This is a genomic window from Nocardia araoensis NBRC 100135 (assembly GCF_000308435.1).
Lineage (GTDB): Bacteria > Actinomycetota > Actinomycetes > Mycobacteriales > Mycobacteriaceae > Nocardia > Nocardia araoensis.
Map to the genome: position 1 here is coordinate 33,612 of NZ_BAFR01000219.1, position 25,657 is coordinate 59,268.

Below are 25,657 nucleotides of genomic sequence, written 5' to 3' on the forward strand. Positions count from 1 at the left end.
CGAGTCACTAACGTCCACGTCCTTTTCACAATTGCGATAGCTAATCGCTATTAGGCTCGAAAGATACACTTGGTCACAGTTGTATGAAATAGGATTGAAGCGCGGAGCAGCGGGGACAACCCGGTAGTGGTGACGCGCCCGAGACCGATTACTGACACGATGGGTGCGACAGATTGATATCGTGCGGGCTTCCGACGTCTGGAGGGACATGTTCAGCAAACTCGCCAAGGTGGCCAACGCCGCCTTCGCCGTCGCCCTGGGCGCGGCGCTGCTCGGCACGGGCACAGGGGCCGCTAACGCCGACCCGGGCCCGCCGGTGTTGGGCGGTGGATCCGGCATCATCATCGACAACCAGTTCGAGTGCACGGTCACGACTGTCGGCCACGACAACGCGGGACGTCTGGTCGGCCTGACCGCAGGCCACTGCGGCGACCCGGGGGCACAGGTCTACGCCGAAGCCGATCGCGGCTCGGGCGTGATCGGCCGTTTCGCCTACTCCAACCACGATCTCGACTACGCCGTCATCCAGTTCGATCCGGGCAAGATCACCCCGGTGAACCGGGTCGGCAACGTCACCATCACCGGAATCGGCGCACCGGCCAGCTTCCCGCAGATCGTCTGCAAGGAAGGGCGCACCACCGGCAACACCTGCGGTCTCGCCTGGGGTGACGTCTTCCGGACGAACGTCGAGACCTGGAGCCAGATGTGCGTGGTGGAAGGCGACTCCGGTGCGCCGGTCGTCGTCGGTACGACGCTGGTCGGCATGGTGAACGCCTACCTGGCCATCGCATGCTTCGGTCCTGAGGTCGGGACCAACATGAGCGCGGTCATGGCCGATATCAACGCGCGCGGCGGCGTCGGCGCGGGTTACGTCCCGATCTGATCGCGAACGACTCCCACGAGGCGGCCCGGACGGAGCGATCCGTTCGGGCCGCTCACTTTTCGCTGGGCGCCACCGCCGGCCCCGCGACCGCGCACTGTGGCATGCAGTCGACGCTGTCGAGCGTCGGTGCGCGCCGCACGGGGCGCAGCAAGACGGCGGCGAGCACCGCGCCGGTCACCAGCAGGCCCGCACACAGCCACATCGCGGTGGCGAAGCCGCTGTCGAAGGCGGCCGGATCACCCAGCGCGCCCGAGATGCCCGCGAGCCCGGGCAGCGCGGCCACGGCGAGCAGCTGCGCGGTGCGCGCGACGGCATTGTTCACGCCCGAGGCGATGCCCGCCTCGCTCGCGGGCACCGCGCCGAGCACCGCACCGGTGAGCGGGGCGACCAGCGCCGCGAGTCCCAACCCGAAGACGAGGACGCCGGGCAGCACATCGGTGAAGTATGTGGTGTCGGGCCCGATGCGCAGCAACAGCACCAGACCGGCCGCCGCCAGCAGCGGCCCGGCGGTCATCGGAATGCGCGGCCCGTGCCGCTGCGCCCAGCGTCCGGCGGGAGCCGACAGCGCCAGCATGATCAGCGTGATCGGCACGGTCGCGACGCCGGACATCAGCGGCGAGTACCCCGCCACCAGTTGCAGTTCCAGCACCAACAGGAAGAACACGCCACCGAGCGCGGCGTAGACCGCGAGCGTCACGAGATTCGCCGCGGTGAACACCCGCGAGCCGAACAGCGAGGGCGGCACCAACGGGTGGTCGCTGCGCAGTTCGATCACGACGAACGCCGCCAGCAGCACGACGCCTGCCACGATGAGTACGGGCATCTTGTCGATCAGTCCGAGAGTCAGCGCGCCGAGCGCCAGCGCCACCACCAGTGCGCCGGGCACGTCGAGTTCGGGAGCGGCGTCGGGGTCCCGGCTCTCGGGCACATGCCGCAACGCGACCAGCACGACGACGAGGGTCAGCGGAACGTTGAGGAAGAAGATCGACCGCCAGCCCGCGATCTCGATGAGCCAGCCGCCGAGGAACGGCCCGAGCGCGCCGGCCACACCGCCGAAGCCGGACCACAGACCGATCGCCGCGCCCTGATCGCGGCGATCGATGGACGAGGAGATCAGCGCCAGGCTGCCCGGCGTGAGCATCGCGCCCGCGACGCCCTGCAGGATCCGGGCGGCGATCAGCAGTCCGATCGACGTCGCGACACCGCACAGCACCGACGTGAGCGCGAAACCGATGGTGCCCCAGACGAAGACCCGGCGGCGGCCGAGCTTGTCGCCGAGCGAGCCGCCGAGCAGGATGAACGAGGCGAGGGTCAGGGTGTAACCGTTCAACGTCCACTGCAGCCCGGCGACGTCCGTGTCCAGTGATTCCCCGATCCGCGGCAGGGCGATGTTCACGACCGTCGCGTCGAGCGAAGCGACCGACGAGCCGAGGATGGTGGCCAGCAGAATCCAGCGCCCGGTGCCGGACCGCAGCCGCGGTAGCTCGGTGGTGTCCACCTACCCCAACCTAGCGGCAGGCAGGCGTTGGGAAGTCCGGGTCAGAGTTCCTGGACGCAGATGACGAAACGGCGCTTGTCGTAGACGTATCCGGTGCCGCTGCCGCAGACGTTCACGTCATCGGCGCTGTCCACGCGCTTGACCACCTTGACGCCCTTCACCGGCGACGAACCGGTGCAGTCGATGCGCTTGGGGTCGTCGCCGCCGACGTCCATGCAGCCGCCGACCACCCAGTCGATGTCCAGGCACAGCGCACCCTGCTCGATGCCGTTGATGGTCTCGGCGTAGTAGTTGTCGGCGTCGCTGCTGCACTGCGAGCTCTTCGCCTTCTTGTCGATCACCTTGTAGTTCGACTCGCGGCTGCCGCACGACGCCTTCTCGATGGTGGCGTTGGTGGTGGTGCCGCCGAGCTTCACGCAGTCGCCGATGCTCGCGTCGAAATCGGTGCTCCCGCTCGGCTTGCTCGTCGTCGGCTTGCTGGCGCTCGTCGTCGGCCTGCCCGAGGACGGCTTCGGCGTGTTGGTCACCGATACCGCGTCGATCGTCCCGTCCACGGCAGGCTGGGCGGTGCCGTTGATCGTGGAAGTGCAGCCGACCAGCGACAATCCGGCCGCGATGGCCAGTCCGGCGAAGGCGAGACGCCCCCAGGTCAGTTGACGAGACACGTACAGTCCTCCCGAGCTGTAACGCCGGCGAACTCACGCCCCCGAAATCCGAAGTTGCCATGGCTGCGCTTGAAATACCACGCCATGAATACACCATCGACCGAGCGCGCGTCGAGCCGGAGCCGGAAACGAACCGCCGTCAACAGCTCTGGGTATGGTGGGATTTCTGGTGTGAGAGGAGTCCCCGGTGAAGCTGATCAGCGCGATCGTGTGCTCGACCGCAGCGATGGGAGGCTCCCTCGTCGCTCCGGGTATGGCGGCCGCCGCCGATGTGTACTGCCGATCCGAACACGGGACCGATATCACCCTGATCGATGGGGCGACAGCCTGCCGCGCGGCGACCGATAGCTACGGCAGGGCGGGCGCCACCGGGATCGACGGGGTCGGTTACGCCAACGCGACCTCGGGCGCGACGGCCATCGGCATCGGCGCGGCGGGAGGTGTCGGCGCGAGCGAAGGCGCGGGTGGGGTTCCCGTGGCGGTCGGCTTCGGGCCGGACGCCGTCGCCATGACCTCGACCACGGACCCGGCGGTACGGACGTTCGCGATCTCGATCGCGCTGGAAGGGTCGCGAGCGGGGGTGACGACCGCCGAACAGACGGTCGTCTGCCTGGGCGCGGCGGCCTTCGCGTGGAACGCCGACAGCGGCGACGCGTGCCTCGCTACGCCTTTTGGGCTCTGGCAGACCCATTGAACGGGTTACCCTGGTTGACCAGCCCGGCTAACGGCGGTCAGGAGGTGACCCCATGGTTTCGGCAATGGCGGCGGACGACTTCGAGCCCGCCGACTCGGCAGGCGGAAAGCTGGCGGCACCGCACGAAATGCTGGTCGATCCGCATTTCATCCGGCTGGCAGATCAGTTCTTCGGCCTGTTCGCTCAGCCGGCCCGCGGCGGCGGGGCGCTCGCGGTCTACCTCGACGGCAAGCCCGTGGTCGACATCTGGGCAGGCTGGGCGGACAAGGAGCGGCGCTGGAACGGCGACACCGTCGCGCTGACCTTCTCCACCGGCAAGGGCGTGGCCTCCACCGTCGTCCACCGCTTGGCCGAACGGGGTCTGATCGACTACGACGTCCCGATGGCCGAGTACTGGCCGGAGTTCGCCGCGCACGGCAAGGACGACATCACCGTTCGTGACGTGCTCTGCCACCGCGCCGGTCTGCACCGGGTGCGCGGCCTGGTTCCCGGCCGCGAGGGCATCCTGCACTACGACGCCGTGGTCCGTGCGCTGGCCGAGAGCCCGCCCGACCCCCGGCGCATCCGCACCTCCGGCTATCACGCGATCACCTTCGGCTGGCTGGTCGCCGAACTCGTGCAGCGGGCGACGGGCGCACCGTTCACCGAGGTGCTGCGCACCGAGATCGCCGAGCCGCTGGGCATGGACGAGTACTGGTTCCGCGTCCCGGAATCCGAGCGCCACCGGATCGCCAAGATCTACCGCCACCTCGGCCCGCCTGGCATCCGCTGGAACACCGCCTCCTCCGTGCTGTCCTGGGTAGGACCGGTGCGCGGCCTCGCCGAGGCGGGCATGCCGGAGAGTTTCGACGAGCTGGTCCGCGACCCACGGGTGCACGACTCGGTGATGCCGGGCTGGAACGGCGTGTTCTCCGCGCGCGCACTGGCGCGGATGTACGGCGCCCTGGCCAATGGCGGCGTGGTGTACGCGGCCCACTCGGACCGGAAGGTGCACGGTGTCGGCCCCGAGCAAATCGTGCGGTTGCTGGAACCGCGGACCATCGAGACGATCAGCCAGGCGCAGCCCACCCACAGCCGTGACTACGTACTCGGTGTGCCGATTCACTTCACGCTCGGCTATCACCGCCCGGTGCTGATGTCCAAGCAGCAGCCCCGGCACGCGTTCGGACACTACGGCGTCGGCGGGTCCGGCGCGTACGCCGATCCGGATCTCCGCATGTCGATCGCGTTCATCACCAACGGGCTCGGCAGCATGGTGACCGCGCTCGGCGACGCCAGGCTCGCGCGGCTGGCGGCGACGGCGCAGGCCACGGTGCGCAAGCACAAGCAGGCCGCTGGCTAGCGTCGAACCGCTCCGGCCGCGGCCTCGTGTTCCTCGGTATGGATGTGCGCATGCTACGAACCGAGGCGGGTGCCCGCCGCGCCGGACCGCGTGTGCCGCGCGCGACCGTATTGCACGCCTTGGCCGCGGGCGGTGATTTCGATCGGTACTTCCGCTGGCGCCGGGCGCGGGAGGGTGACCCGTTCTACGTTCGATTTCCCGGCTTCGGTGCGGTGCTGTTCACCGGGACGGCCGCCGGCGCACGCGAGCTGTTCCGCTCGCCGGTGGCGTTCTCCGAGCCGCCGCGTCCGAATCCGATCGAACCGATGGTCGGCGCCGCGTCGCTGATCCTGGCTTCGGGCGAGCGCCATCGCCGCGACCGCGCGCTGCTCACACCCGCCTTCCACGGTGCCCGGATACGGGAGTACGGCGCGCTGATCCAGGAGGCCACCGTGCGGGAGCTGGCCGGGGAGAGCGGTCAAAAATGGGCGGCTGGCGCGCGCATCGATGCGCGAGCGGCGGCGCGCGCCCTCACGCTCCGGGTGATCGCGACGGTGGTGTTCGGTGCACGCGACGCGCGGCGGCAAGCGGAGTACACCGCCGCGGTGACGGACTTCATCACGGCGTTCTCCGGGCCGTTGCTCCTGTTGCCCGTGCTGCGCCGCGGACAGCACGGCCCGTGGGACCGGTTCCGCGCCGCGCGGGAGCGACTGGATCGGTTGATCCGCGCCGACATCGCACATCGCCGCGGGCATCCCGCCGAGCCGCACACCGACGTGCTCGACATGTTGCTGTCCGCTTATCCCGACGACGCCGACGACGAGCTGTGCGAGCAGATACGCACCTTGCTGGTGGCCGGGCACGAGACCACAGCGACCACCCTGGTCTGGGCGTTGTTCCGGCTGCACCGCGCCCCGCGGGCGCTGGCCCGCCTGCGCCGGGAGCTGTGCGACGCGGGTCAGGAGGCCGACCCGGCGGAGCTGGCCGCACTGCCCTACCTCGACGCCGTCTGCCTGGAAACGCTGCGTCTGCACCCGCCGGTGCCGATCATCCTGCGCCGGCTGACCGAGCCGTTCGCGCTGCGCGGCGTCGCGCTCGCACCGGGCCGGACCATGGGGATAGCGGTCCCATTGCTGCACTCCGATCCCGAAGTCTGGACCGACCCGGGCCGCTTCGACCCGGCCCGCTTCACCCAGCGCCGCTACCGGCCCTTCGAGTTCGCGCCGTTCGGCGGCGGCCATCGGCGCTGCGTCGGCGCGGCCCTCGCGGACTACGAGTTGCGGATCGCGCTGGCCACCATCCTGAGCCGGGTACGCCTGCGGCTCACGCCGCGGTATGCGCGCGGAAGCGTCCCCCTCTCGGTGCCGCACAATATCGCGACGGGTCCGCATCGTCCGATTTCGTTCGACGTCGTCAGTGAGCTTCGTCACTAATACGTTTGCCGTGAACCAACTTTCAGGTACCCCGCGACTCCGGCCCGCGATCGCCCGATCCGTCGTGACCGGCACGTTTGCCCGCTTCGATACCCGATCCAAGTCTTTGTGACTCACACCACAACCAGCAGGGTTGACGCATCACTCTGAAACGCAGGTGGCTCAGGAGCGCGCCGGGGCGGTAGGAATGGACGACGGGTCGGGCCCTCGATACCAGTGGGGCGTTCTTCTGGCTCCGCGCTGAAATGAAATATCTCGCTACGCGTGCGTACGCGTGCGCGCGAGAGATGGAATGGACGAGAAACCTATGCATGCCGCTTTGCACACCGGGTCGTTGCCTGCTCCGCGCAAGGGAGCGCGGCTAGCCCGCCGGATGCGCGAGGGCGTCCTGCTGTCCGCCGCGATCGCGGCAGCCGGTGTTCTGCTCGTCGCGCCTGCCCAGGCCGAACCGATCCCGGGGATCGGCACCGGCTCGGCCGCCGCCGCCACCGAACCCGAGCCGCAGGCGAACTTCGCCCCGCCCTCGATCAACATCGCCGACGGCGAGGTCGTGGGTGTCGCGCAGCCGATCATCATCACCTTCAAGGAACCGGTGACCGACCACGCCGCCGCCGAGAAGGCCATCAAGATCACCTCCTCCAAGGCCGCGCCGGGACACTTCTACTGGCGCGGCGACAAGCAGGTGCGCTGGCGGCCGGACGAGTTCTGGCCGGACAACACCGACGTGCAGGTGCAGGCGGGCGGCACCACCAGCTCCTTCCGCATCGGCGACGCCTTCGTGACCACCGCGGACGACAACACCCACACCATCACCATCACCCGCAACGGCGAGGTGGTGAAGGAGATGCCCACGTCGATGGGCAAGCCCAAGCACGAGACGCCGAACGGCACCTACATCGTCGGCGAGCAGCTGCGCAAGATGACCATGGATTCGTCGACCTACGGCGTTCCGGTCACCGACCCCGAGGGCTACAAGCTCGAGGTCGAGTACGCGACCCGCATCTCCAACAGCGGCATCTTCGTGCACGCCGCGCCGTGGTCGGTCGCTCAGCAGGGCGTCTCCAACGCCAGCCACGGCTGCCTGAACGTCAGCACGGAGGACGCCAAGTGGTTCTTCGAGAACGCGCGCCGCGGCGACCCCGTCATCGTGGAGAACACCCAGGGCGGCACGCTCAGCGCGAGTGACGGCCTGGGGGACTGGAATTAAGTCGCGGTAACCCCGCAGCGGCGCGAAGCCGAACATTACGATCAATTGCTCGAAGTAGCCGATCGTAGTGTTCGGCTTTTGCTCTACTTGGCCCGTGCGCGAGAAGTTCAGCGCGTCGGCGGGCGATCGTAACCGGCTGTTTGCGCCGGTCCGTAAAGTCACCGCCGTGCGTACCAGGCCGGAGCGAGTACTGCCGCAGCCACCGGGACGCGGTCTGCGCCACCGTCCTTGGCCGGACTACGCCCTGTTCCTGGTCTTGGTGCTGCCGAATCTCGCGCTGCTGGCGCTGTTCGTCTACCGGCCGCTGATCGACAACATCCGGCTGTCGCTGTTCGACTGGAACATCTCCGATCCGGTCGCCACCTTCGTCGGTTTCGACAACTACCGCGAATGGTGGAGCAGGCCGGACTCCTGGGACGTCGTCGGCAACACCGTGGTCTTCACCCTCGCCGCGGTGGCGGGCAGCATGGCGCTCGGACTGGCGCTGGCGCTGCTGCTGGATCGGAAGCTGTTCGGCCGCAATATGGTCCGCTCGGCGATCTTCGCGCCGTTCGTCATCTCCGGCGCCGCCATCGGCGTGGCCTTCCAGTTCATCTTCGATCCCAGCTTCGGCCTGATCCAGGACGCGCTGCACCGGCTCGGCGTGCACGAGGTGCCGGACTTCTACCAGAACCCGCGGTGGGCGCTGTTCATGGTGACGGTGACCTACGTCTGGAAGAACCTCGGCTACACCTTCGTCATCTATCTGGCCGCCCTGCAAGGCATCCGGACCGACCTGATGGAAGCCGCGCAGATCGACGGCGCGAGCCGCTGGACGACGTTCACCAAGGTCTTGCTGCCGCAGTTGCGGCCGACCACCTTCTTCCTGTCCATCACGGTGCTGCTGAATTCGTTGCAGGTCTTCGACATCATCAATGTGATGACCCGCGGCGGACCGCTCGGCACCGGCACGACGACCATGGTCTACCAGGTCTACCAGGAGTCCTTCCGCAATTTCCGGGCCGGCTACGGCGCGACCGTGGCCACCATCATGTTCCTGGTGCTGCTCGTGGTGACGCTGGTACAGGTGCGCGTCATGGATCGAGGACAGCAGTGAAAGACACCGGCGTGCAGACGCTTTCCTACCGGCGCAGACAGCGGGCGGTGACGCTGCTCGGCTACGGCGCGATGGCCTGCGTGCTGATCATCGTGGGTGTCCCGCTGTTCTGGATCTTCATCACCTCGTTCAAAGCCCGGCCGGACATCTACGTGCAGCCCGCCGTGTACTGGCCACACAGCTGGCACCCGGAGAACTACCGGGAGGCCACCACGACGCTGCCGTTCTGGACCTTCCTGCGCAATTCGCTGATCGTCACCGGCATCGTCTCAGCGGTGAAGTTCGTGCTCGGCGTATTCAGCGCCTACGGCCTGGTGTTCCTGCGCTTTCCGGGCAAAACGGTGGTGTTTCTGGTGATCATCGCGGCGCTGATGGTGCCCAACCAGATCACCGTGATCTCCAACTACGCGCTGATCGCTCAGCTCGGTTGGCGGAATACGTTCCAGGGCATCATCGTTCCGCTCTGCGGTGTCGCCTTCGGCACCTTTCTCATGCGCAATCACTTCCTCTCACTGCCCTCGGAAGTGATCGAGGCGGCGCGAATGGACGGTGCCAACTGGTGGCGGCTGCTCACCCGGGTGGTGCTGCCGATGTCCGGACCGACCATGGTCGCCTTCGCGGTGGTGACGCTGGTCAACGAGTGGAACGAGTATCTGTGGCCCTTCCTGATGGCCGACGACACGACGGTCGCGACCCTGCCGGTCGGCCTGACCTTGCTGCAGAACACCGAGAACCCGAGCGTCACCAACTGGGGACCGGTCATGGCGGGAACTCTGCTGACCATGCTGCCGATCCTCGTGGTCTTTCTGGTGCTGCAACGCCACATGATCAAAGGCCTCACCTCCGGTGCGGTCAAGGGTTAACCGATCAAGGAGAAACCACGTGTCCACTGCACAGTTCCCGGCGCTGACCCGGCGCGGATTCCTCGGGCTGACCGGAGCGCTCACGGCAGGTGCGGCGTTGACCGCGTGCGCGGGCACCGGAGGCGGCGGCAAGCAGTCCGGCGACGCCAAGACCCTGACCTTCTGGTCCAACCACCCGGGCACATCGAAAGAGCTCGAGACCGAGCTCATCCGTCGCTTCCAGGAGAAGTACCCCGACCTGACGGTGAACCTGGTCGACGCGGGCAAGAACTACGAGGAGGTGTCGCAGAAGTTCAACGCGGCGCTGTCGGGCGGAGATCTGCCGGACATCGTGGTGCTCTCCGACGTCTGGTGGTTCAACTACGCGCTGAACGGCACCATCGAACCGCTCGACGGCCACTTCGCGGACGCGGGCGTGCGCCTGGACGACTACGTCGACTCGCTGGTCGCCGATTACCTGTTCAACGGCAAGCACTACGCGCTGCCCTACGCCCGCTCGACCCCGCTGTTCTACTACAACAAGGACGTGTGGAACCGGGCCGGCCTGCCCGACCGCGGCCCGCAGAGCTGGCAGGAGTTCGACGAGTGGGGACCGAAACTGCAGGAAGTCGTCGGCGAGGGCAAGCTCGCGCACGGCTGGGGTGACGCCAAGAACTACCTCGCCTGGACCTTCCAGGGCCCGAACTGGACCTTCGGCGGCGCGTACTCGGACAAGTGGACGCTGAAGTTCAACGACCCGGGCACCATCGCGGCGGGCACGTTCCTGCGCAACATGATCAACGCCAAGAAGTACGCGGGCATCAAGCCGCAGATCGCGGTGGACTTCGGCACCGGCGTGATCGCTTCGACCATCGCCTCGACCGGCGACCTGCGGGGCATCCAGAAGAACGCCGAGGGCAAGCTGACCTTCGGCACCGCCTTCCTCCCGCATCCGAACGGACCCGGCGTCACCACCGGCGGCGCGGGCCTGGCGATTCCGGCGCGCATCTCCGACGAGCGAAAGGTGAACGCGCTGAAGTTCATCGAGTTCGTCACGAACGCGCAGAACACCGCGTACTTCTCGCAGGGAACGGGCTACATGCCGGTGCGCAAGTCGGCCGTGAACGATCCGAGCGAGCAGGACTTCCTCGCGAAGAACCCGAACTCGAAGGTCGCGATCGATCAGCTTCCGTCGACCAGGTCCCAGGACTACGCCCGGGTGTTCGTGCCGGGCGGCGACCAGATCATCGGCACCGGCTTGGAGCAGATCGGTCTGCAGAACGCCGACGTAGCCGCCACGTTCGCGAACGTGACCACCCAGTTGCAAGCGATCATCGATCGGCAGATCACACCGAAGCTGCCGAAGTAGCGCCCGTCCCGAGGAGACCGACAAGCATGGCCACCGTGCAGTTCGAAGGCGTCACGCACCGGTATCCCGGCGCGCACGCGCCTGCCGTCGACCAGCTCGAACTGGACATCGCCGACGGTGAGTTCGTCGTGCTCGTCGGTCCGTCGGGATGCGGCAAGTCGACCAGCCTGCGCATGCTCGCGGGTCTGGAATCCGTCGCGCAGGGGCGCATCCTGATCGGCGGCAAGGATGTCACCGGATTACCGCCGCGGGCACGGGACGTGGCCATGGTGTTCCAGAGCTACGCGCTGTATCCCAACATGACCGTCGCGCAGAACATGGGCTTCGCCCTGCGCAACGCGGGCATGAACAAGGCCGACACGCTGGTGCGCGTCCACGAAGCGGCGAAGATGCTCGAACTCGAGCACTTGCTCGACCGCAAGCCCGCCCGGTTGTCCGGCGGGCAGCGGCAGCGAGTCGCCATGGGGCGGGCCATCGTCCGGCGTCCCCAGGTGTTCTGCATGGACGAGCCGCTGTCCAACCTGGACGCGAAACTGCGGGTGAGTACACGCTCGCAGATCGCGGCACTGCAGAAACGGCTCGGCACCACCACGGTGTACGTCACCCACGACCAGGTCGAGGCGATGACCATGGGTGATCGGGTAGCGGTGCTGCGCGAAGGCAAGCTGCAACAGATCGCCGCACCGCGCGTGCTCTACGACGATCCGGTGAACACCTTCGTCGCGGGATTCATCGGCTCGCCGGGCATGAACCTGTTGGAAGCGCCGGTGCGCGACGGTGCGGCGGTACTCGGCGACCTACGCATTCCGCTGCCGCCCGGCGCGAAATCCCGCGACCGGGTGGTGGTCGGGATCCGGCCCGAGTCGTGGGAGGTCACCGCCGAACCCGCCGACGGCCTGGCGGTCGACGCCGAACTGCTGGAAGAACTCGGCGCGGAGTCGTTCGTCTACAGCCACGGCATCGCCGAGGACTGGAGCAGCCGCTCCGGGAAGGTGGTCGCGCGCGTCGACCGCCGCTTCCAGGTGCGGCTCGGCGACCGGTTGTACCTGCGGCCCAGAGCCGAGGACGTGTTCTTCTTCGACGCGGGCACGGAAGAACGCCTGCGCTGACCGCCGCGCCACCGAGGCGGTCACCCGGACCGCCTCGGCTCGGGGCCTACCAGATCTTCACGCGCTCAGCCGGTTCCAGGTACAGCGCGTCGCCCGGCTCGACTTCGAACGCCTCGTGGAAGCTGTCGATATTGCGCACGACCGCATTGCAGCGGAACTCCGGCGGCGAGTGCGGGTCGGTGGCGAGACGGCGGATCGCCTCCTCCGCACGGGCTTTCGTGCGCCACACCTGCGCCCAGCCGTAGAACACTCGTTGCAGTCCGGTGAGCCCGTCGATCTCCGGGGCGGCAGCGCCGCCGAGCGAGATCTTGTATGCCTCCAGCGCGATGGACAGGCCGCCGAGGTCGCCGATGTTCTCACCGATGGTGAACTGGCCGTTCACCGTGTGCTCGTCCGGCAGATCCTTGGGGGAGAGCACGTCGTACTGCTCGATCAGAGCCGTAGTCCGCTTGGCGAATTCGGCGCGGTCCTCGTCGGTCCACCAGTCCACCATGTTGCCGTCGCCGTCGTACTTCGCGCCCTGATCGTCGAAACCGTGCCCGATCTCGTGGCCGATCACCGCGCCGATGCCACCGTAGTTGGCCGCGTCGTCGGCGTTCATGTCGAAGAACGGCGGTTGCAGGATGGCGGCCGGGAAGACGATCTCGTTCATGCCCGGGTTGTAGTAGGCGTTCACCGTCTGCGGGGTCATGAACCACTCGTCCCGGTCGACCGGGCCGCCGAGTTTGTTCAGATCCCGATCGTGTTCGGCCGCGTAGCCCCTGCGGTAGTTGCCGACCAGATCGGCCGGGTCGATCACCAGGGCCGAGTAGTCGCGCCACTTGTCCGGGTAGCCGATCTTGGGGGTGAACTTCTCCAGCTTCGCCAGCGCGGCGACCCGGGTGCCCTGGCCCATCCACTCCAGTTCGGCGATATTGCGGCGGTAGGCCTCCTGCAGGTTCGCCACCAGCTCGACCATGCGCGCCTTGGCTTCCGGCGGGAAATGTTCGGCCACGTAGAGTTTTCCGACCGCCTCGCCGAGCAGGTCTTGCACCAGCGAGACGCCGCGCTTCCAGCGCTCCCGGTTCTCCTCAGCGCCGGTGAGCGTGCGGCCGTAGAAGTCGAAGTTCTCCTCGACCACCGCGTCGGTCAGATACGGCGCACGCGCGCGGAGCACCCGCCAAGCCGCCCACGCCTGCCAGTCCGCGAGCGGCTCGTCGGCCCACAGCCGCGCGAACGTGCGCAGGTAGTCGGGCTGGCGGACCACCACCTCGGCGAACAGCTCGGGCCCTGCCGCGTCCACGCCTTCGGCGAGCGCGGCCGTCCACGCGGCCCAGTCGAATTCGGGGTTGTCCGCCGCCAGCGCGTCGAAGGTGGTCAGATTGTAGCGAAGTTCGGCGTCCCTGCGGCGCACCACGTCCCAGTGGCCTGCGGCCAGTTTCCGCTCCAGCTCGAAGACGCGCGCGCCGACGGTGTCGAGTCCGTCCGGCAGCAGTCCGGCGACCTGCGGGTCCGCGGCGGCCAAGGCGAACATGCGGTCGATGTGCGCGATGTACTTCGCGCGGATCTCGGCGAACTCGTCCTGCCGGTAGTACGACTCGTCGGGCAGGCCGATGCCGGACTGGGTGGCGTGCGCCAGATAGCGGTTGGAGTCCTTGTCGTCGGTGTCGACGAAAACGGCGACGGCGCCCCCGACGCCGGTGCGCTGCAACCGGCCGAGCAGGGCCGCGAAAGTCCCCTTGTCGCCGACCTCGGCGATCGCCGCGAGTTCGGCGGCGATCGGGGCGAGCCCGGCGGCGCCCACCGCGTCGGTGTCCATGAAGCTGGAGTACAGGTCACCGATCTTGCGCGCCTCGCTACCCGGTTCGGCGTCGGCGGCGGCGGCATTCTGGATGATTGCCTGAACGTCCAGCTCCGCCTGGTCGTACAGCGCGCGGAAGGCGCCGTCCACGGCCCGGTCGGCGGGGATCTGGTGGTCTGCCAGCCATTTGCCGTTGACGTGCGCGAACAAGTCGTCCTGTACCCGCACGCCCTCGTCGAGGTAGGACAGATCGATGCCGGAAGGACGGGTCGGTTCGGAAGTCACGATGTCCAGTATGCCGACAAAGCGCGTGCGTCTGCCGTGGGCGACAAGTCCCATCCGTCTTTCCTGTCCAGTAGTCGCCGCATCCGATGCCGGCGAGACCGTGCGGCCGATCAGCCACCTTCGGCCGAGAGACGGTGGCGGAGGGTGGCCGCCCGGAGCGTGAGGTGGTTGCGCTCGGCGACGTTGTGCGCCTGCGCCGCGGCCTCCACGTAGAGCCGCGCCGCCGTGGCGACGTCACCCGCCTGCTCATGGAGATACGCGGACGAGGCGGTGTACCGGGGGAGCGCCGGGTCGAGTTCGGCGAGCGCGGCGAGCCCGGCCCGCGGTCCGTCGGCCGCACCGACGGCGACGGCGCGATTGAGCCGCACGATGGGGCTGTCGGTGAGCAGGACCAGTTCGTCGTACCACTCGACGATCTGCACCCAGTCGGTCTCGTCGGCGGTCTGCGCGTCGGCGTGCAAGGCCGCGATGGCGGCCTGCGCCTGGAACTCCCCCAGCCGGTCGCGGGCCAGCGCGGCTTGGAGCACGGCCACGCCCTCGGCGATCAGGTCGCGCCGCCACAGCCCACGGTCCTGTTCGGCCAGTGGCACGAGACTGCCGTCGGCGCGCGTGCGGGCCTGGCGTCTCGCGTGGTGCAGGAGGAACAGGGCGAGCAGTCCCGCGACCTCCGGGTCTCCTGTGGTCGCGACCAGCTGCCTGGCCAGCCGGATCGCCTCCGCGGCGAGATCCACGTCGCCGCTGTACCCCTCGTTGAACACCAGGTACAGCACCCGCGACACGGTGCGCAGATCGCCGGGACGATCCAGACGGACACCGCTGACGGTGCGTTTGGCCCGGCTGATCCGCTGGGCCATCGTCGCTTCGGGCACCAGGTACGCCTGCGCGATCTGGCGCGTGGTGAGGCCGCCGACGGCCCGCAGCGTCAGCGCGACGGCCGACGCGGGGGTGAGGCTCGGGTGCGCGCACAGGAAGTAGAGCTGCAGCGTTTCGTCCACGGAGGCGGTCGGTCCCGGTGGCGGCTCGTCGCAGACCCGGAGTTCGCGGCGGCGCCGCGCGAGGTCGGATCGGGCGAGATCGACGAAGCACCGCCACGCCGTGGTGATCAGCCAGCCTTTGGCGTCGTCGGGGCGTCGGCCCGGCCACGTCTCGACGGCACGGACCAATGCTTCCTGCACGGCGTCCTCCGCGGTCGCGAAGTCCGCCCCGCGATGGACGAGGGCCGCCAGGACACCCGGGATCAGATCCCGCAATCGAGCCTCGTCCACCGCGCCGGCGTCCATCACTCGATGACAGTCGGCGCGGCGGTCAGGAACGGCCGCACCTCGAGCCACTCGTGGATGGGCTTGCCGCCCGCGCCCGGCGCCGCGGACAACTCGCCTGCCAGCTCGACGGCGCGCTCGTAGGAGTCGACGTCGATGATCATCCAGCCCGCGATCAGGTCCTTGGTCTCCGCGAACGGGCCGTCGGTCACCGGGGGCTTGCCCTCGCCGTCATAGCGGACCCATGCGCCCTCCGGTGCCAGCGCTTGGCCGTCGACGAACTCGCCGGTGCCTTCCAGGCGAGCAGCGAAGTCGTTCATGTACTTGATGTGCGCCTCGATCTCGGCGGGCGTCCACTGGTCCATCGGTACATCGTTGACGGCCGCCGGGGCGCCTCGGTAGTGCTTGAGGAGCAGGTACTTGGCCATGACATTCTCCCTTCGGATCGCGACCCCGGTTGGTCGCTCGATCCTGGGACGGAGCCGTCACGACGTTCTCGACATCCGCCGTCGAAATTTCTCGCGACTTTCCCAGGGTCGGGTTTCACGTCCAGGACGGCGGCGCGGAGCAGGCCACGCGGACGCCGTTTCGGTGCGATCGTCTCATCCGCGCCGTACCCATGCAGCCGGTACGGAACGAGACGAGCAAGCGCGGCGTGCGACCGCTTCGGGGAGATCAAGCAGGCAAGACGATCCGATCGAATTCGCCGTCGTGCGCGCCGAGCAGGAAGGCATTCCACTCCTCCGGCGTGTAGACGAGGGTTACGCCGCCGTGGCGTAGTGCGGTGTGACCGTCGGCGGCAGGGTGCGCGCACAGTTCGCCATTCGATCGCCCGCGGGTGCGTACCGCGTCGAGGAACGCGCTCCATTCGGCTGCTGTGACGGTGATGACGGGCTCTTCGGCGGGGCGGTTTGCCGGATCGCGGCGATATTTGCTGTCACGGATGAGCACCGCATCATCATCGAACCGAACCTCGACGCATTGGTTGCCATTGTTCGATCTGGTCGATGTGAACCAGCCGGTGCGTGCCGGCCGTGCGGTGATGGCCATGGGCAGGATTTTACACGCGGGAATAGCGCCTGATCAGGGCTAATGACTCCACTCGCGAAAGCGATTGGTCCACCCCGCGCAGGTAGGCGAAGCGTAGATCGCGGACCAGATCCGGGTCCTCGACCGCCCCGCCGAACACCGCGCTCTCCACCCAGCCGAAGGTCGGCAGCTGCTCGCCGGCGAAGTCGATGAGGTGGAAACTGGATCCGCCGAGCACCGCGCCCGCGGTCGCGGCGAACGGGATCACGCGGACCTCGACGGTGTCCAGTTCCTCGATCAGCTCGGCCAGATACTCCAACTGCCCGCGCAGCACGTCCGGACCTCCGGTCTGTTGCAACAGCGTGCCCTCTCCGAAGACCGCGGTCAGTTCCACCGGATCCGCACCGCGCAACCGCTCCTGGCGCCGCATCCGAATCGCCACCAGCTGCTCGACCTGGACGGGCCGGATCATCACATCGGCGCTGATCAGCGCGCGCGCGTAGTCCTCGGTCTGCAACAACCCCGGTACGACGAGGCTGTCATAGCTGCGGATGCTCTGCGCGCCGTATTCCATGCCGTACAGCCGTTGCAGCTCGGGTCCGATCAACGCCGAGGACTTCGCCCACCAGCCGCGCTGCTTGCTGGCCTCCAGCAAGGCCAGCAATTCCACGCGCTCCTCGGCCTCCACGTCGAGCAGTTCGAGCACCGGGCCGATGGTCTTGGTGGTGAGCACCCGCCTGCCCTTCTCCACGTGTGACCAGTTGGCCGGCGTGAAGCCCACCCGCCGCGCGAAGCCCGCGGAGTCGAAACCACGCTGTTCCCGCAGTTCACGCAGCCGAAGCACCAACTCCCAGCGGGCAACGGTAGGCGAGACGGGTGCCATGTGTGGGCATGCTACGCCCACTCCGACGCGCGGTACGGTGACTATTGTCAAGCGACTTGCCCCGGACTAGGGTCGAGACAGCGATCGATTCTTCCGAGCACGCGTCCCACCACTGCGAGGCGAGGTTGTTCGTCATGGGTACATCGCGCATCGAATCGGGCAGGCATCTCGCGTCCACCGACTTCCCGTCGATCCAGGACGCGTTCGCTCGCTGCCGTCGCTATCGCGACGACCACGGGCTGTACGGACTCGTGGACCCGATCCTTGGTCGCATCATGTTGGAAGTCGGCTCGGTCGGAGCGGTTGTGATGCCCGCGGAGTTCGGCCGTCGGGTGCTCGAGCGGCTCGCCGACGGACCCGAGGTCCGGCCCGGCCCGGTCATCGCGCATCCGCGCGCGCACCGCTGGACCTTCCTGACCGGCCCGACCGACAACTCGTACCTGGACACCGGGCTGTTCGCCGACCTGTTCCGGATCTGCGCGTCGATCGCACTGCCCGGCAGCCACATCGTGCTGCCGTCACCAGCCGACGAGCACGGCGGCTACCGCACCTGGATCGTGGCGCCCGACCGCGACTTTCGTCGCGACTTCGCCGAGGTGATCGCCACGACCCGGGCGTGCGCCGCGGCTACCGGGGCGTCGGCGCGGGCGGCGGAGTGAGGGTGACGCTGTACTTGTCCTGCAGCTTCTGATTCCACTCGCGCTCGCACTGCTCGATCTTGGACTGATCGTTGTTCGCTTTGTTCACGCAGTCCACGAAGTCCTTGCCGCCCGAGTTGACGAAGAAGCTGTAACCCACGACGGTGAGCAGCACGGCGCCCACGATGCCGAGCGCGCCGAGGACGATACCGGTGATCGCCATGCCCATACCCCCCGCGGTGCCGGCGCGGGCCTTGAATACGGCGACGATGCCCAGGATGACCGCGAAGATGCCGCAGACATAGCCGCCGATGATCGTCCAGAAGAACAGCAACGCGAGGATGCCGAGCACCAGCGCGGTGATCGCCAGGCCGCGGCCCTTCGGTGATTCCTGCCAGTAGGCGGGCTGACCGGGGTACTGGCCGCCCGGCGGCTGTGGATACTGCCCCGGCGGCGGGTACTGGCCGGGCGGCGGGGGCGGATATTGCGACATGGACTTCCTCTCCGTCGGTGCCTCGCGATGCTCGGTCCGGACGAGGTGGTCCGGGGTGCGCGGCGGTCGCCTACTGATCGCGCATCCCGCGGACGGATGTTAATGCCAACCGGCTACTGGGCGCCGAGCCGCGCGTGCATCTCCCAAACCAGAACTTCCGAAGGCTGCCGCGCCACCACCCGTTGGCCGCCCGACCTGGTCAAACGCACCGCGTCCCCCTCATACAGCGGGCCGACGCCCTCCATGTCCACCTCGCCGCGCGCTACGAACAAATGCAGGTACGGCGCGTCGGGTAGCTCGATCACCTGCTCGGCGCCCGGCTCCGCGCTCGCCATGCGCGCCACGTGCAGCGCCGAATGGCTGCTGTTGATGGCGATCGCGGTGCGATCGCGGTAGCGGGGCAGGCCCGAGGCGACCGTGACCAGATCGCCTCCCGCGAGCGCGTCGTCGATCTCGAGCTGCTCGTAGCCGGGGGTCAGCCCCGGCTCGTCTGGCACGACCCACATCTGCACGAAGTGCACCGGCTGCTCGTGTTCGGGAATGCGGCCGTCCAAGCGCCACGAGTCGTTCTTCTCCGAGTGCAGGATGCCGGTGCCCGCGCTCATGCGCTGGGCCAGCCCGGGATAGATGACACCGCTGTGGCCCAGGGAATCCTGATGCACCAGGCTGCCGCCGAGCACCCAGGTGACGATCTCCATATCCCGATGCGGGTGGGTATCGAATCCCTGCCCGGGCGAGACGATGTCCTCGTTGTTGACCAGCAGCAAGCCGTGGTGGGTGTTGTCGGGATCGTAATGCTCCCCGAAGGAGAACGAATGCTTCGAATCCAGCCAGGAGACCCGCGTCTTCATGCGGTCACCGCCACGGTGGACATCGATGTGTGGTGTCGTGAGTGTGGACATCATGGTCCTCCTCTCGGGACCGTGCACCGATCGCCATTCAGGGTAGGAGCACTTCCGCCGCGGTACTCCGCATTCCTAGTAAATTGTGCCGCACTCGGCATTTTACGCGAGCGACCGGAAGGTGAACGGGAGGCGAGCAGAACCAACCGGTACGTCGAAACGTCGGACCACCTGGTCGGATATCCCGGGCCGGCCCCGATTGCCAAGCGCCACAAAGACAACCGGAGGTAGCGACGTGCTGGACCTCGATGACCTCGCCCGGATCGAACAGCAACTCCGCAGCGAAGCACGGCGCGATGGCATCGCGCATTTCGTGGTGGGCGTCGCCGTGTTCCGCGAGGGCAGGCTTCTGGTGGTGCGCCGCGTCGCCGACGACTATCACGGCGGTATGTACGAACTGCCCGGCGGCGGCGTCGAATCGGGGGAGACATTCGCCGAGTGCGTCGAACGGGAATTGCTGGAGGAAACGGGGCTGCGGATGCGCGCGGTCGTCGACTTCCTCGGTGGATTCGATTACGCCACCCGGACCAAGTCGAAAGTGCGGAAATACAGCTTCGTCGTGGAGGCGGAGCCGGGCGACGTCGCCCTCGCGCCGGGCGAGCACGACGCGTTCGCCTGGATCGACGCGGGCACGCTCGACGAGCTGCCGATGGCGCCGGACATGCGTGCGACGGTGAGCACGCTGGTCGACCGGGTCTGAAGAGCTGCAGGCGCCGACGCGCGAGCGTGCGGCCCGGTCGGCGAACACAGTACGCTCGCGAACGTGTCGACTGGTCACGCCGAAGGCCGCACTCCCGCGGAGCAACGGCCGGGTGGGCTGCTCGCAACACTTCGGCAGAGCCCGGGCGTGTCGCGGCTGGCAGTGGTGCGTTTCGCCGGGCAATTCGGCGACGGGATGTTCCAAGCGGCGTTGTCGGGCGCGATCCTGTTCAACCCCGAGCGGCAGACCGATCCGCTGGCCATCGCGGCGGGCTTCGCGGTGCTGCTGCTGCCGTATTCGCTGATCGGACCGTATGCGGGCGCGCTGCTGGATCGCTGGGACCGGCGCTCCGTGCTGCTGGTGGCCAACGTGCTGCGCGCGGTGCTGATCGCGCTGGTCAGCGGAGGGCTGCTGGCGGGGGTCGGCGAGACACCGCTGCTGTTGCTGGCCTTGGCGGTGGTGGGCGTCAGCAGATTCGTCATGGCCGGCGTCTCGGCCGCGCTGCCGCGGGTGCTGGCGCAGGCGTGGCTGGTGCCGATGAACTCGGTGCTGGCCACGGTCGCCTCCGGGTGCGCGGGTGCGGGTGCGGCCGTCGCGGTGGGTGTGATCGGGCTGATCGGGGCGGGAGATTTCGCCTCGGCCGTCGCGGTGGCGATCAGCGGTGTCGGCTCGCTGCTCGGCGCGGCGCTGGCGGCGGGATTCCGGCCGCGCGTGCTCGGCCCAGCGCCCGGCGCGGCACAGGACGAGAACACCGTGCACGCGATCGCCACCGGTCTGCGCACCGGGGCCACGGCGGTGTGGGAATCGAAAGCGGTCACGACGGCCATGCTGGGCATCGGCACCCATCGGATCGTCTTCGGCACGAATACGCTGATCATGGTGCTGGTGCTGCGCCAGACCCCGGTGGACGGCTCCGGACTCAGCGGAGGCCTCGTCGGTTTCGGCGTCACGATCGCCGCCACCGCCTCGGGCATGCTGGTGGCCGCCCTCGTCGCGCCGCTGCTCATTCCCCGGCTGGGACGGGCGCGCACCGTGGTCGCCGGTCTGATCACCGCGATGCTGGTGCAACTGACGCTGGTCACGCCGATCGGGTTCGCCGAGTCGGACGCCGCGGTGGAGCGTGCGCACGAACTGCTCTTGATCGGTGCGTTCCTGCTGGGACTCGCCGGGCAGACGATCAAGTTGACCGGTGACGCGACCATGCAGATCGACATCGACGACGCCCGACGCGGCCAGGTGTTCGCGCTGCAGGACACGGTGTTCAATCTCGCGTTCGTGCTGGCGATCGTGATCGCGGCCCTGGTCGTTCCGGACGACGGCCGATCGGCGATCGTGGTGCTGGCCGGGGCCGCCCTCTACGCCGCGGGAATCGTTTCCATCGCATGCAACACGCGCCGCCGCGCGGTCAGCTGAGCGACGGATCGTCGCCGGGGTCGCGCCGGTCGCGGTTCAGCCAGTGTGCGAGGTGCTCGGGCAACGCGCCGGTCTCCGAACCATCGGAATCCTGCCGGGAATCCGGTAATCGTGCTGCGCCGAGCAGACGATCCTGCGCCTCCGCTTCCGTGCGCACGGTCCACTCCAGCGGCTCGCTCGCCGTATCGCCGGGCAGGCCGGTGATCTGATGGTTCCACGTGCCGAGCCCGGTGGGATCGGTGAAGAAGTGGTCGAGCACGCCGTCGTCGTCGAGATCCAGCGCGGCGATGTCGGCCCGGCCCGAGCCGGCCGAGTCCCACAGCGCGTCGTCGGCGATGCCGTCCCCGTCGAAGTCCAGCCGCACCGCGTCGGCCGTGCCCGTGCCGCCGAGTTCCAGGTCGGCCTCGGTGGTCCAGACGTGCACGGTTCCGTCACCGGTACCGAACACGTACTCGATCTCGTTCATATGTCCTTGGACGCACGCGGCCCGGCGCCGGTTCCATCACGCGGGGCTTTTCGATTCGCCGTCGCCGTTTCCGGCGGTTGTTCCGGTAAGTTGGCACGTCAGCAGCCGACCGACAGGAGTCAACACGACATGGGTTCTCCGGTGCACAACCCCGATGCGGTACGAGAACTGCTGAGCGCGTGGAAGACCCGGTCCGCCAGCGGACATCCGATCGCCTGACGCGCGCGGCCGGGCCGACCTGATGCGCGCATCCGGAAGCAAATCGCCTTGTGCACCCGCGTTGTTCGGCGCACTGCTCGTCGGCGCCCTCGCCATACCGACTCCCGCCGCGCAGGCCGCGCCGTTTCCGTGGGCACCGCCGCCGGTCAACAATTGCGGCGAGGTCGGTTTCGACCCGCTCAACCGCGAGCCCGATCCGGCGCAGCCTCCGCCGCCACCGCTGCCGCCGCAGATCGACATTCCCGTCCCGATTCCCGAACTCACTCCGGTGCCGGTCCCCGACCCACCGCACGACAACACGCGGATCGTCCCGGACCCGCTGCCGGAGAACCCCTGTGACAACCCGTGCCCGGATATCCGGGACCACCCAGCGCCTCCCGCGCCCGATCCCGATCCCAGTCCGACGCCCGAGACCGGCACCGACGAGGGAACCGGTTCCTCCGGCTCCTCTTCGGGACCCGGTTCGGGCAACGGATCCGGCTCGAGCGACGGCTCCGGGTCTGCCTCCGGTTCCGGCTCGCCGGTCAAACTGCCGCGCATCGAGTTCAAACCGGAGACCGAGCCGATTCCGGTCCCGGTGCCGGGTGGCCCAGGCGAGGAGCCGCAGCCCGCTCCGCCACAGGTGGTGCATCCGGCCGAACCCGGCCCACTCGCGGCTCCGGTGGCCGCGCCGACCGTCGACTCGGTACGGCTGGTCGGGCAGGTGACCGGGCACGGCTCGCAGAACCGCACCGACATGCGCTGGCAGGTCGACGGAACCGATCTCGGCCTGATGTGGGAGACCGAACCCGGCGAAGTCGCCGTAGTTTTCGGCGACACCTTCGGCAAGGGCTGGGGCGTCGGTGGCGCGGGCAACGACGACCAGGACTGGCGCAGCAACGTCATCGGTTTCAGCACCGACCGCGAGCTGTCCGACGGCCTGACGTTGGACACCTTCGCGCAGGACAGCCGCTGCCACGCCGCCGAGATCCTGGGCAGCCGCAAGATCAAGAACTGGGAGACCACCACCATCCCGACCTCCGGGTTCGCCATCGGGAACCGGCAGTACCTCAGCTACATGTCGGTGAACAGATGGAGCCGCATACCGGGTCTGTGGTGGACCAATTACGGCGGCCTCGCCTATTCCGACGACCGCGGGCGCACCTGGAAGAAAGACCAGCACGCCAAGTGGGAGAACCTGTTCGGGCTCGGCAAGTTCCAGGTCGCGGCGATGGTGCCGCAGGGTGACTACGTCTACATGTTCGGCACCCCCAACGGACGCATCGGCACGATCGCGCTGGCGCGCGTGCCGAAGTACCAGGTGCTGAACAAGTCCGCCTATCAATATTGGGTCGGCGGCACCTGGGCGCCCGCCGCCGAGAACGAGGCCACCCCGCTGGTGCTCGGCATCGCCAGTGAGCTCTCGGTGCGCTACGACCGGGAGACCGAGCAGTGGCAGATGGTCTACCTCGATTCCGCGCGGGGCGCGATCGTGCTGCGAACCGCGGCAAGCCCGCAAGGCGCGTGGACGGACGCGATCCCGCTGGTGTCCACCGCCGATTACCCGAAGTCCTACGGCGGGTTCATCCATCCGTGGTCGACCGGGGAGGATCTGTACTTCATGCTCTCGGCGTGGGACAGCTACAACGTGTATCTCATGCATGCCCGGCTGGAGCCGAACCGGAGTCAGCCCGCCCGCACGAACCGCACAGGCTGACCGGGACGCGTCTGCGCGATGGCGTCGACGTCGGCGTCGACCACCACCGCGATCACCGGATACCCGCCCGTCACCGGGTGATCGGCCAGGAAGACGACCGGCTGTCCGCTCGGCGGCACCTGGATCGAGCCGAGCGCCATGCCTTCGGTCGGCAGTTCCCGAGCGACCTTCCTGGTCAGCGGCGGGCCGGTGTGGCGTTCCAAGCGTGCGCCGATCCGGTCGGTGTCGGGGGAGATCCGCCACTCACCCGCGAACAAGGACGTGGCGTCGGAGAACCAATCGTCGCGCGGGCCGAGCACGACGCGCACGGTGACGACGTCCGCGGGTAACTCGGCGACCGGGGCGAAGTCCACGACCGGGATCGTGTGCGGCGAAGACCCGACCGGGAGCCGATCACCCTTCCGCAGCGGCTCCGGCCCCAAGCCCGACATGGTGTCGCGGCTTCGGGAACCGAGCGTCTCCGGCACGTCGATGCCGCCGCGCACCGCGACATAGCTGCGCAACCCGACGGACGCGTAGCCCAGCCGCAGCGCCTGTCCGGGTTCCAGTTCCAGCACACTCGCGTGACCCACGGGTCTGCCGTCGACCGTGGCGGGGGCCGGTGCGCCCGTCACCGCCAGCATGACGTGCTCTTCCGCGTGCAGCGCGAGGCCTCCGAGCAGCACCTCGACGGCCGCATGCCCCTCCGGGTTGCCGACCAATCGATTGGCCAGCCGCAGCGATCCGCGGTCCGCGGCCCCCGCGGGACCGACCCCGGAATCGAACCAGCCCGGCCGCCCGAGATCCTGGATGGTCGCCAGTGGACCGACGGCATCGACGACGATCATCGGCCGTCGCTCACGTCGAGGAATCGAACGGTGGCGCCCGCGCGGATCAGCGCGGGCGGGTCGCGCTCGACATCCCACATCCTGAGGTCGGTGCTGCCGATCAGCTGCCACCCGCCGGGCGTGCTCCGCGGATACACCGCGCTGTACCCACCGGCCAGCGCGACGGCGCCCGCCGGAATCGATGTGCGCGCCTGCGCTCTACGCGGAACGGACAACCGCTCGTCGGGCGATTCCAGGTAGCCGAAGCCCGGCGCGAATCCGACGAAAGCACATCGCCACACCGTCCCGGTGTGCGCGGCGATCACTTCCGCGGTCGTGATCCCCAGCATCCTGGCCACATCGTCGAGGTCTGCGCCGTCGTAGCGCACGGGGATCGATAACGGTTCGGCGCGGAAGGCGTTTTCCGCCGATGTTCCACGGGAAACAGCGGCGGATCGGTCTGCGTCCAGGGTGACCAAAAGCGTGGTCAGCGACCGGTGGACCGCTTCCGCGACGCGCGGGGAATCGAGGGTCAGCAGGACGGTTTCCGCGGCCGGAAGCAGATCCTGCACGCCGGGTATCGGGCGATCCCGCAGTGCGGTGACGAGCTCCGTCACCATGTCTCGCCGCTGCGGAGTGATCAGCAGCGCCCGATCGCCGGCAGGCCGGATCGCTTTCTCGGCCGCCTGCCGCTGCGCGTGCGTCACCGCGCCCGTCGTCTTCATCGGGCGGCCTCAGCCGAACGGCTCCACCGGCACGCCGACTTCGTCCAGCGCGGTGCGGATGTGCCGGGCCATCTCCACCGCCGCGGGCGAATCGCCGTGGACGCAGATACTCGCGGCGCGCACCGCGACCTCGCCGGAGCCGTCGGCGGCGCGCGTGGCTCCGGACTTGGCGATCGAGATCGCTTGCGCCACCGCGTCCTGCGGTCCCAACACCGCCCCCCGGCGTACCGCGCGGCGCGAGCGAAC

General features: G+C 68.4%; 26 protein-coding genes. 13 read left to right on the forward strand and 13 right to left on the reverse strand.

Annotation, left to right across the window (positions count from 1 at the left end):
- Window positions 1-208 precede the first annotated feature (208 nt).
- Window positions 209-883, forward strand: a complete 675-nt coding sequence (locus ON21_RS29675) for a S1 family peptidase (protein WP_039803353.1) — start codon at window positions 209-211, stop codon at window positions 881-883.
- 52 nt (window positions 884-935) lie between these two features.
- Here ON21_RS29675 and ON21_RS29680 read toward each other — a convergent pair whose 3' ends face one another.
- Window positions 936-2,381, reverse strand: coding sequence for an MFS transporter (locus ON21_RS29680; RefSeq protein ID WP_039803355.1), 1,446 nt, complete (start codon window positions 2,379-2,381; stop codon window positions 936-938).
- Window positions 2,382-2,422: 41 nt separating this feature from the next.
- Window positions 2,423-3,046: an LppU family putative lipoprotein gene (gene lppU, locus ON21_RS29685; RefSeq protein ID WP_039803357.1), complete on the reverse strand. Its 624-nt coding sequence runs from the start codon at window positions 3,044-3,046 to the stop codon at window positions 2,423-2,425.
- Between the two features lie 187 nt (window positions 3,047-3,233).
- Here lppU and ON21_RS29690 point away from each other — a divergent pair, with 187 nt between their 5' ends.
- The 8 genes from ON21_RS29690 (at window position 3,234) to ON21_RS29725 (ending at window position 12,117) form a co-directional block, all read left to right on the forward strand.
- On the forward strand, window positions 3,234-3,740 hold the full coding sequence (locus ON21_RS29690; RefSeq protein ID WP_039803359.1) for a DUF6764 family protein: 507 nt from the start codon (window positions 3,234-3,236) through the stop codon (window positions 3,738-3,740).
- A 127-nt stretch (window positions 3,741-3,867) separates the two neighbouring features.
- The gene (locus tag ON21_RS29695) at window positions 3,868-5,082 is read left to right on the forward strand and encodes a serine hydrolase domain-containing protein (protein WP_086006504.1); all 1,215 of its coding nucleotides are present in this window, start codon (window positions 3,868-3,870) and stop codon (window positions 5,080-5,082) included.
- A 50-nt stretch (window positions 5,083-5,132) separates the two neighbouring features.
- Window positions 5,133-6,494, forward strand: a complete 1,362-nt coding sequence (locus ON21_RS29700; RefSeq protein WP_051021478.1) for a cytochrome P450 — start codon at window positions 5,133-5,135, stop codon at window positions 6,492-6,494.
- A 307-nt stretch (window positions 6,495-6,801) separates the two neighbouring features.
- Complete coding sequence (locus tag ON21_RS29705; protein WP_169332744.1) at window positions 6,802-7,701, forward strand: L,D-transpeptidase; 900 nt, start codon at window positions 6,802-6,804, stop codon at window positions 7,699-7,701.
- A gap of 166 nt (window positions 7,702-7,867) precedes the next feature.
- Window positions 7,868-8,797 (forward strand): carbohydrate ABC transporter permease, encoded by a 930-nt coding sequence (locus ON21_RS29710; RefSeq protein ID WP_039803395.1) that lies wholly within the window; start codon window positions 7,868-7,870, stop codon window positions 8,795-8,797.
- A gap of 71 nt (window positions 8,798-8,868) precedes the next feature.
- The gene (locus ON21_RS29715; protein WP_245562788.1) at window positions 8,869-9,660 is read left to right on the forward strand and encodes a carbohydrate ABC transporter permease; all 792 of its coding nucleotides are present in this window, start codon (window positions 8,869-8,871) and stop codon (window positions 9,658-9,660) included.
- A gap of 19 nt (window positions 9,661-9,679) precedes the next feature.
- Entirely contained in the window at window positions 9,680-11,008 is a 1,329-nt protein-coding gene (locus ON21_RS29720; RefSeq protein WP_083880962.1) for an ABC transporter substrate-binding protein, read from the forward strand.
- A gap of 26 nt (window positions 11,009-11,034) precedes the next feature.
- On the forward strand, window positions 11,035-12,117 hold the full coding sequence (locus ON21_RS29725; RefSeq protein ID WP_039803365.1) for an ABC transporter ATP-binding protein: 1,083 nt from the start codon (window positions 11,035-11,037) through the stop codon (window positions 12,115-12,117).
- 46 nt (window positions 12,118-12,163) lie between these two features.
- Here the strand turns inward: ON21_RS29725 and ON21_RS29730 are convergent, their stop codons facing one another.
- The 5 genes from ON21_RS29730 to ON21_RS29750 all read right to left on the reverse strand — a co-directional run bounded on the left by ON21_RS29730 (window position 12,164) and on the right by ON21_RS29750 (window position 17,353).
- Window positions 12,164-14,236 carry a M13 family metallopeptidase gene (locus ON21_RS29730; protein ID WP_083880963.1) on the reverse strand — a complete coding sequence of 691 codons (2,073 nt, stop codon included), beginning with the start codon at window positions 14,234-14,236 and terminating at the stop codon, window positions 12,164-12,166.
- Between the two features lie 56 nt (window positions 14,237-14,292).
- Window positions 14,293-15,462, reverse strand: a complete 1,170-nt coding sequence (locus ON21_RS29735) for an RNA polymerase sigma factor (RefSeq protein ID WP_039803367.1) — start codon at window positions 15,460-15,462, stop codon at window positions 14,293-14,295.
- On the reverse strand, window positions 15,462-15,869 hold the full coding sequence (locus ON21_RS29740; RefSeq protein ID WP_039803369.1) for a YciI family protein: 408 nt from the start codon (window positions 15,867-15,869) through the stop codon (window positions 15,462-15,464). Before ON21_RS29740 ends, ON21_RS29735 begins: the two co-directional genes overlap by 1 nt.
- Window positions 15,870-16,116: 247 nt before the next feature.
- The gene (locus tag ON21_RS29745) at window positions 16,117-16,491 is read right to left on the reverse strand and encodes a DUF397 domain-containing protein (RefSeq protein WP_039803371.1); all 375 of its coding nucleotides are present in this window, start codon (window positions 16,489-16,491) and stop codon (window positions 16,117-16,119) included.
- Between the two features lie 10 nt (window positions 16,492-16,501).
- Window positions 16,502-17,353, reverse strand: coding sequence for a Scr1 family TA system antitoxin-like transcriptional regulator (locus tag ON21_RS29750; protein WP_039803372.1), 852 nt, complete (start codon window positions 17,351-17,353; stop codon window positions 16,502-16,504).
- A gap of 134 nt (window positions 17,354-17,487) precedes the next feature.
- On the opposite strand from ON21_RS29750, the gene ON21_RS29755 reads away from it, so the two are divergent.
- Window positions 17,488-18,012, forward strand: a complete 525-nt coding sequence (locus ON21_RS29755; RefSeq protein ID WP_039803374.1) for a hypothetical protein — start codon at window positions 17,488-17,490, stop codon at window positions 18,010-18,012.
- Here the strand turns inward: ON21_RS29755 and ON21_RS29760 are convergent.
- Together ON21_RS29760 and ON21_RS29765 are read right to left on the reverse strand one after the other, a co-directional pair.
- The gene (locus ON21_RS29760; protein ID WP_039803377.1) at window positions 17,981-18,484 is read right to left on the reverse strand and encodes a DUF4190 domain-containing protein; all 504 of its coding nucleotides are present in this window, start codon (window positions 18,482-18,484) and stop codon (window positions 17,981-17,983) included. The genes ON21_RS29755 and ON21_RS29760 overlap by 32 nt on opposite strands.
- A gap of 113 nt (window positions 18,485-18,597) precedes the next feature.
- The gene (locus tag ON21_RS29765; RefSeq protein WP_039803399.1) at window positions 18,598-19,386 is read right to left on the reverse strand and encodes a pirin family protein; all 789 of its coding nucleotides are present in this window, start codon (window positions 19,384-19,386) and stop codon (window positions 18,598-18,600) included.
- 235 nt (window positions 19,387-19,621) lie between these two features.
- Here ON21_RS29765 and ON21_RS29770 point away from each other — a divergent pair, with 235 nt between their 5' ends.
- Together ON21_RS29770 and ON21_RS29775 are read left to right on the forward strand one after the other, a co-directional pair.
- Window positions 19,622-20,086 carry an NUDIX domain-containing protein gene (locus tag ON21_RS29770; RefSeq protein ID WP_039803378.1) on the forward strand — a complete coding sequence of 155 codons (465 nt, stop codon included), beginning with the start codon at window positions 19,622-19,624 and terminating at the stop codon, window positions 20,084-20,086.
- Between the two features lie 117 nt (window positions 20,087-20,203).
- Window positions 20,204-21,499, forward strand: coding sequence for an MFS transporter (locus ON21_RS29775; RefSeq protein ID WP_039803401.1), 1,296 nt, complete (start codon window positions 20,204-20,206; stop codon window positions 21,497-21,499).
- Here ON21_RS29775 and ON21_RS38770 read toward each other — a convergent pair.
- Window positions 21,492-21,965 (reverse strand): hypothetical protein, encoded by a 474-nt coding sequence (locus ON21_RS38770; RefSeq protein WP_051021472.1) that lies wholly within the window; start codon window positions 21,963-21,965, stop codon window positions 21,492-21,494. The genes ON21_RS29775 and ON21_RS38770 overlap by 8 nt on opposite strands.
- A 241-nt stretch (window positions 21,966-22,206) precedes the next feature.
- Here ON21_RS38770 and ON21_RS29785 point away from each other — a divergent pair, with 241 nt between their 5' ends.
- Window positions 22,207-23,880, forward strand: a complete 1,674-nt coding sequence (locus tag ON21_RS29785) for a glycoside hydrolase family 183 protein (protein WP_051021473.1) — start codon at window positions 22,207-22,209, stop codon at window positions 23,878-23,880.
- On the opposite strand, the gene ON21_RS29790 is transcribed toward ON21_RS29785, so the two are convergent.
- The 3 genes from ON21_RS29790 to ON21_RS29800 form a co-directional block, all read right to left on the reverse strand.
- Window positions 23,850-24,707, reverse strand: a complete 858-nt coding sequence (locus ON21_RS29790; RefSeq protein WP_039803381.1) for a 5-oxoprolinase subunit C family protein — start codon at window positions 24,705-24,707, stop codon at window positions 23,850-23,852. The two genes, ON21_RS29785 and ON21_RS29790, sit on opposite strands and share 31 nt — an antisense overlap.
- A complete protein-coding gene (locus ON21_RS29795) occupies window positions 24,704-25,411 on the reverse strand; it encodes a 5-oxoprolinase subunit B family protein (RefSeq protein ID WP_051021474.1) in 708 nt (235 codons plus the stop codon). Before ON21_RS29795 ends, ON21_RS29790 begins: the two co-directional genes overlap by 4 nt.
- Before the next feature lie 9 nt (window positions 25,412-25,420).
- Window positions 25,421-25,657, reverse strand: a 237-nt coding sequence (locus ON21_RS29800; protein ID WP_245562787.1) for a LamB/YcsF family protein, incomplete at its 5' end; no start/stop codon positions are given.